Raw genomic sequence first — 6,323 nt, 5'->3', positions numbered from 1 at the left:
TAAATTTTATATCTAGAAAAAAATTTAAACTTCCATTAAATATATTTAGAGATACTTATACTATTTCTACCGAAGAAAATATATTGAATATATTTATAAATCTTAATAAGGGTATCGATAGCAATGGAAATACAATATTTTTTTATAAATTAGGATCTATAATTCCCATAAAGTTTAATAATGATTTTATAGTCGACAATATTAACGCATTATCTAAATTTTTAATTTCTAAAGAGTTATAAATATCATCTTTGCCTAAAAAAAAGAACTGTTGAAATATCAACAGTTCTTACTGGCGGAGAAGGAGGGATTCGAACCCTCGCACCGGTTAACCCAGCCTAATCCCTTAGCAGGGGATCCTCTTGAGCCACTTGAGTACTTCTCCGTATTCATTTTTACTATACTATGATTATATAAGTTTTTTTTTTTGATGTCAACGTTTTTTACAATTTTTTTTGATTCGACATAAAAATAAGGAGATTAACTCCTTATTTTGCTTACATATTCTTTTTAGCTTCTAATAGCATTTCATTTGATTTTTTTAAGTAATCAATTGCTTGTTCAATATTTTTAGCAGTTTCTTCTTTTCCCATTTCTCTAGCTTTTTCTGCCCACTCTCTAAATCCTTCTTCATGAGATTCATTGTGATTTACCCAATGAACAAGAAGTATGTTGAGAGTTTTTTCATCTTTATTTTCAGCTACAGCCGCACCTGAATGTTCTATATGCTCATGATCATGGTCGTGACCATGGTGGTTTCTTACACTAGTTTTATTAAATAGCATTTATAATCCCCCTTATTTTATATTAAATTCTTTTTTTATCACTTTTACTGCATCCTTTATCAACAGTGATAATGGTTTTCCTTCTAATCCCACCATTTCTACATCTTCTGGCATTATAGGAAGTAATATTTTTAAAGCTTCACTATCTGAGATTGCTTCACTAATTCTAGCGGTTACTTCACCCATCATTGCATTTGGTATAACTGCAGATACTGGCGCAACTACTATACTAGCTTTTTTTGTTGAAACTATTATAGCATTCTCTCCTGTAGCACCTTTATTAGCGTGTGCTTTCATCATTGAACTTGTTGCTATTGAGTTTGTCCCTAGTGCGTATATTTCTATGTACGATGGAAGTTCATCTCTAAGAGCTGATACAACTTGAGCTCCTATTCCGCCTCCCATTCCATCTATAACTGCTATTATCATATTTTCTTCCCCTCAATTACATTTTTATGTAAATTAAAATTTGTTTTATACTGATTCTTTGATTATTATTTTATGATCCATAAGTCTTATTTCTTTTATTTCCCCATCGATTATTTTTTGCTCTCCTAGTAAATCTGTTAAATATACTTTTCCTTCGTATGGGTCTACACTAACCACATTATCCATTACTCTTTCAAGATTGTTGTTTTTTAAAACATAAGCTGCTGATTCACACATAACATAATCCCCCTTAGTATATTAATTTTATACTCAATCAAAAAAAGATCCCTCCAAGGTATTTCAAAACCCTTAAAGAAATCTTCATGATTTCAAATAACTTTGTATATTTTGAGTATAACACCAAATTTTGGTTGAAGTCAATTCCTTTACTTATATAAATTATCTTTTATTTGTGTACTCATCTGAAGAATATTTACTATATAAACACTTGGCTAAATCTAGTTCATAATCTGTTAGCTCTTCCTCTTCAAACTCAACGTTAAAAGTCTTTGCCATTCCTCTTACAATGGATTTTTCGAGGCTGTTTATATCTATTTTTCTTCCTATTTCATTCTCAATACCACTTGCCTTACTTAACGTAAACTTCTTTGCTCTTTCTTTTATTTCCGGAGATTTGGTTTTTATAATTTCATACAAATCATCTATATTGAAATTCAATACAATAGACCCGTGTTGTAATATAACTCCATCATTTCTATGCTGTGCACTTCCTACAACTTTTTTATCATTTATAGTTATTTCATATGAAGCATGTGCATTAAAACACGCAGCTGAAAGCTTCTCTCTACTAATTTTTTCTCCCTTACTTAAATCATCAACCTCTATACCTTCAAGTTTTAATCCATTTGCAATTCCTTCACTTATGAACTTATATGAACTATTTATACTCTTATCCATCAGTTCATTGTCTTCTCCTACAATTATAGAATAAGTTAACTCATTTTGATGTAATACGGCTCTTCCACCTGTAACTCTTCTTACACAGTCTATATTTAACTCTTTGCATTTTTTTATATCTACTTCACTTTCAAACTTTTGAAAATATCCTATAGTTAAACAACTAGGATTCCAAGAATAAAACCTTAGTGTAGGCTTACATCTTCCTTCTTTATACGAAATAGTAATAGCTTCGTCTATAGCCATATTCATTGAGCCATCATAAGTTTTGTTTTTTATTACTCTCCACTTTTGCATAATTTTGCTTCCCCTATATCTAAGTTAATTTCTTTAATTGCTAGTTTAATTTCTTCTTTGCTTAACTTTCTTGAATAATTATATATTGTATGTCCTGGTCTCTCATTATAATATGGTCTATTGCAATTCTTACATCCTTTTATTTCAAATGGCTTTCCTTTTAATATATCCATCTTTATATATTCATCTATCTCTATTTCTTCTAGGTACCCATCTAATCCAAATTTAAAGTAATCTCCATTATACCCTTTATCCATCATATACGTCATAAGTTGAACTCTTCTATAACTCTCTATACTAGGTTGGCTTACATCTTCCATTTTAGTTCCCTTTACAGGTGTAAATGCAAATAAACTAATTGTTATATTATAACCTTTCAGAGTTTTATATAAATCATATATATCTTTGTGGATTTCTCCTAATCCTACGATTATATGCGTACTAATTCTATTTGGATATATAAGTCCTGCTTCTTTTATAAAATCTATTTTTTTATCAAAATTAGTTCCTTTTATCTTCTCATATAATTCCTTATTTGCAGCATCTATAGCTATACCTATTTTTTCAACTCCTAGATCAAAGAATTTTTCAATTTCATCCATATCTTCTAACTTGGCTGATAAAGATATAGGTATATTTAAATTAGAATTGACATATTTAACAAATTTTCTTACTTCATTAAGAGATTCTTCACTATCCATTGATTGTAAGCATATTCTTTTTATATTTTCTCCTTCATAGCTTTTAAAAGCATCTAAAATTTCTTCTTTTGTATATTCTGGCCATAAAACTCTAGACAGTTTATCTTTTCTACTATTACTTTCAATGGATTGTGAACAAAATGAACATCGATTATTACACTGATTTCCTATCATTATATAAGCAGTAGTAGGAGGTATGTCGCTTTGTCCTCTTTTTATACCAAGTTCTATTGCAGTTCCAATAGACAATCTAATCATAATATGCAACACTCCTTACTCTCTTTAATATCTAACTTCATTTCAAGTGCTAAGTTTTTACATGATCTTGACGGTAATACAATTTTATTTATTCCACATTCTATTGCTAATTTATCTAAATCACTTCTATATTTGCCCCTGGGCCTCATACAGCCTAAATTTATTTTAGTTTTTGGAAGCCTTATTCTCGCTTCACATAATACATCTATAACTTCATCTAAATTAGGTGGCTCTACATTTTCATACTCAGTATTTTTTGTAGGTATTAAAACTATAAAAGTTAATTGATCTGGCTGGTTTTTTTCAAGATAGTCTATAATCTCATATTCTCCTTTTACCTTTCCACCCTTTAGTCCTATGCATATATGTGGAGCTACCTTTGTGTATCTTTTTATATATTCATATGTAGCTATGTATTCTTCTCTGCTTTTATTAATTTTATATACTTCTTTTATAGTATCCTCATCAAATACAAGGTCAAATGATACATAATCTAAAAAATTGCAGACCAAATCTATATTTTCTTTATTCATAAGTCCTATATGTGAATTTAATTTATAGCCCTTTTGTTTTAAATTTTTTATAGTTTCTATATGACTATCTATAGGAACATCTCCATCTTGGCTGCATCCACCACTTAATAATATACTAGTTATATTTCTCTTTTTTATATCTTTTTCATATTCAGCTATAGGTGTCATGTTTTTTAAATAATGACCATTGCAATGAGCACATCCTAGACTACAGTTTGTATCTGTTATACTCACTGCTAAGGTTTGGGTTGGATATGCAAACTCAATATCATTTCCAAAGTTTTTAACTTTTGTATCATATGCTAAATTAATTTTTCGATTTAAATTCATAGATTTATTCTCCTAATATATTTTTAACTGAAGGAAATTGTTCTATATTTGTATGAGGTAAAAAACAAGCAGATATAAATTCATCCATATATGTAGGATATACGCTTAATTCTACATATGTTAATTGATCTCCTATTTCTTCTAACTTATCTTTCGCATCATTACTTATTAATGTTAAGTAAGAACCTATAAGAGAGCTATTACCTATATAGTCAAATTTATCTCTATCTATATCTGGTAATAAACCTATCATAATAGAATTTTCTATATCTAAGCTATTTCCAATACCTCCTGCAATTAAAACTTTATCTATTACACTAAAATCCATGCCCAAGCTTTCTATAAGTATAGATGCCCCTGAATATATAGCTCCTTTTGCTCTTATAAAATTATCTATATCTACTTCATTTACCGATATATCATTTTCTATATTGTACTCTTCCTTAAATGCAAGCACATACTCTCCTATATCATGTTCATTAAATCTTATACGTTTATTTTTTAATTCTTTATTAATCTTACCTCTTCTATCAACAATTCCGCTTATCATCATTTTACATATAATATCTATTATTCCTGAACCACAAACTCCAACTGGATTGCAATCTCCAATAATTTTTAATTTAGGATTTAAAGTATTTTTATCTATATCTACTTTCTCTATAGCTCCATTTGAAGCTCTCATACCACAACTTATTCCTCCACCTTCAAATGCGGGCCCTGCTGAGCATGCACAAGTCATCATATAGTCTTTATTTCCAAACACAATCTCTCCATTAGTTCCTAAGTCTATAAACAATACATTTTCTTCACTAGCCCATATTCCAGCAGATAATACCCCTGCTGTTATATCTCCACCAACATAACTAGCTACAGATGGTGCTAGATATACAGTAGCATCTTTATTTATATTTAATCCTATATCATGAGCACTTAAATTTGGAGATTTTACAAATGGAGGTATATAAGGTTCTTGTCTTAAAAAATCCGCATGTACTCCTAAAAATAAGCTACTCATTGTCGTATTACCTGCAACTACAAAATAACTTATATACTCTTTATCAATTTTATTTTTATTACACAACTTTTCTATTAGTGGGTTTATAGTTTCTTCTACTATTGCATGTTGTAGAAGTTTAATTCCATCCTTTTTAGTTGAGAATATTATCCTATTTATTACATCTGCCCCATATTTAATTTGGGCATTTCCTGATGACTCTTTTCCCATAATCTCATTATTTTTTAAATTAACTAAACAAACTACAACTGATGTAGTTCCTATATCAACAGCTATCCCATAAAATTCATCTTCTGTATTTCCATTATTAATATCAATCAAATAAACAATGTTATTTTTCAGTTCATAAGTTATAGTTACCTTAAAATTATTATCTCTAATTACTAAAGGGATTTTCCTAAGTAAATTCAAACTAAACTCTATATTTTCATATCCAAAATTATTTCTAATATGTCTTTGAATTCTATCTATATCACTTATATTATCATCTAAATTTGGCTCATCTATCTCTATATATTTTTTAAATATTTTTTTATTGAAATCTAATGAATTGATTTTTAATATGTTGATTGATTTATCAAATATTTTTTTATCTTTATTATTATCACTACCTTCAATTTTCATTTCATTCATAGATGTTGAAAGTTTTGAAGGAACTTCAATTTCTATATCTTCAATAACCTTACTTGCACACGAAAGAATATATCCTTGCTTTTTTTCTTCTTCATTTATGTGTATATTCATTTTAGAATCTACTTTACCATTTTTTAGTTTTACTTTACACTTTCCACATACCATACTTCCATTGCAAGGAGCATCGATAAATATATCATTTTCTCTAAGAACATCTAGTAAATTATCCTCTTTGTTACATTCAATCTCTTTTTTATGAGACAATATTTTTACTTTAACCATGCTAATCCCCCTTATTTAAAGTCACTAAGTTACAAAGTTATCCCCTAAATATATATTCTATGTAAACAATCATATTACCTTGATTTTTGTTTTATTTTTATCAAATTTTGAAATCAAAAAAGCTGTTCCAAGATCAATT

At 28.5% G+C, this 6,323-nt stretch carries 8 protein-coding genes and 1 tRNA gene; 1 reads left to right on the top strand and 8 read right to left on the bottom strand.

Annotated features, from left to right (window positions below):
* Window positions 1-242: hypothetical protein (locus tag VN21_RS19005; protein WP_046824282.1), on the top strand; the 242-nt coding region annotated here is incomplete at its 5' end.
* A gap of 51 nt (window positions 243-293) precedes the next feature.
* Here VN21_RS19005 and VN21_RS16825 read toward each other — a convergent pair.
* The 8 genes from VN21_RS16825 to acsV form a co-directional block, all read right to left on the bottom strand.
* Window positions 294-385, bottom strand: a tRNA-Ser gene (locus tag VN21_RS16825).
* A 112-nt stretch (window positions 386-497) separates the two neighbouring features.
* Complete coding sequence (locus tag VN21_RS16820) at window positions 498-785, bottom strand: hypothetical protein (RefSeq protein ID WP_021431748.1); 288 nt, start codon at window positions 783-785, stop codon at window positions 498-500.
* Between the two features lie 12 nt (window positions 786-797).
* Window positions 798-1,214, bottom strand: coding sequence for a DUF3842 family protein (locus tag VN21_RS16815; RefSeq protein WP_021428408.1), 417 nt, complete (start codon window positions 1,212-1,214; stop codon window positions 798-800).
* Between the two features lie 45 nt (window positions 1,215-1,259).
* Complete coding sequence (locus VN21_RS16810; protein WP_021428376.1) at window positions 1,260-1,451, bottom strand: CooT family nickel-binding protein; 192 nt, start codon at window positions 1,449-1,451, stop codon at window positions 1,260-1,262.
* A 162-nt stretch (window positions 1,452-1,613) separates the two neighbouring features.
* Entirely contained in the window at window positions 1,614-2,429 is an 816-nt protein-coding gene (locus VN21_RS16805) for a lipoate--protein ligase family protein (RefSeq protein WP_046824281.1), read from the bottom strand.
* Window positions 2,411-3,388 (bottom strand): radical SAM protein, encoded by a 978-nt coding sequence (locus VN21_RS16800; RefSeq protein ID WP_046824280.1) that lies wholly within the window; start codon window positions 3,386-3,388, stop codon window positions 2,411-2,413. The genes VN21_RS16805 and VN21_RS16800 overlap by 19 nt, the downstream gene beginning before the upstream one ends.
* On the bottom strand, window positions 3,385-4,251 hold the full coding sequence (locus VN21_RS16795; RefSeq protein WP_046824279.1) for a radical SAM protein: 867 nt from the start codon (window positions 4,249-4,251) through the stop codon (window positions 3,385-3,387). The genes VN21_RS16800 and VN21_RS16795 overlap by 4 nt, the downstream gene beginning before the upstream one ends.
* A gap of 4 nt (window positions 4,252-4,255) precedes the next feature.
* A complete protein-coding gene (gene acsV, locus VN21_RS16790) occupies window positions 4,256-6,184 on the bottom strand; it encodes a corrinoid activation/regeneration protein AcsV (protein WP_046824278.1) in 1,929 nt (642 codons plus the stop codon).
* Window positions 6,185-6,323: the final 139 nt, after the last annotated feature.

Origin of the sequence: Paraclostridium benzoelyticum (genome assembly GCF_001006285.1) — a bacterium.
GTDB classification, from domain to species: domain Bacteria; phylum Bacillota; class Clostridia; order Peptostreptococcales; family Peptostreptococcaceae; genus Paraclostridium; species Paraclostridium benzoelyticum.
The sequence above is the reverse complement of the archived record's forward strand: the minus strand, read 5'-3'. Positions and strand labels throughout refer to the sequence as shown.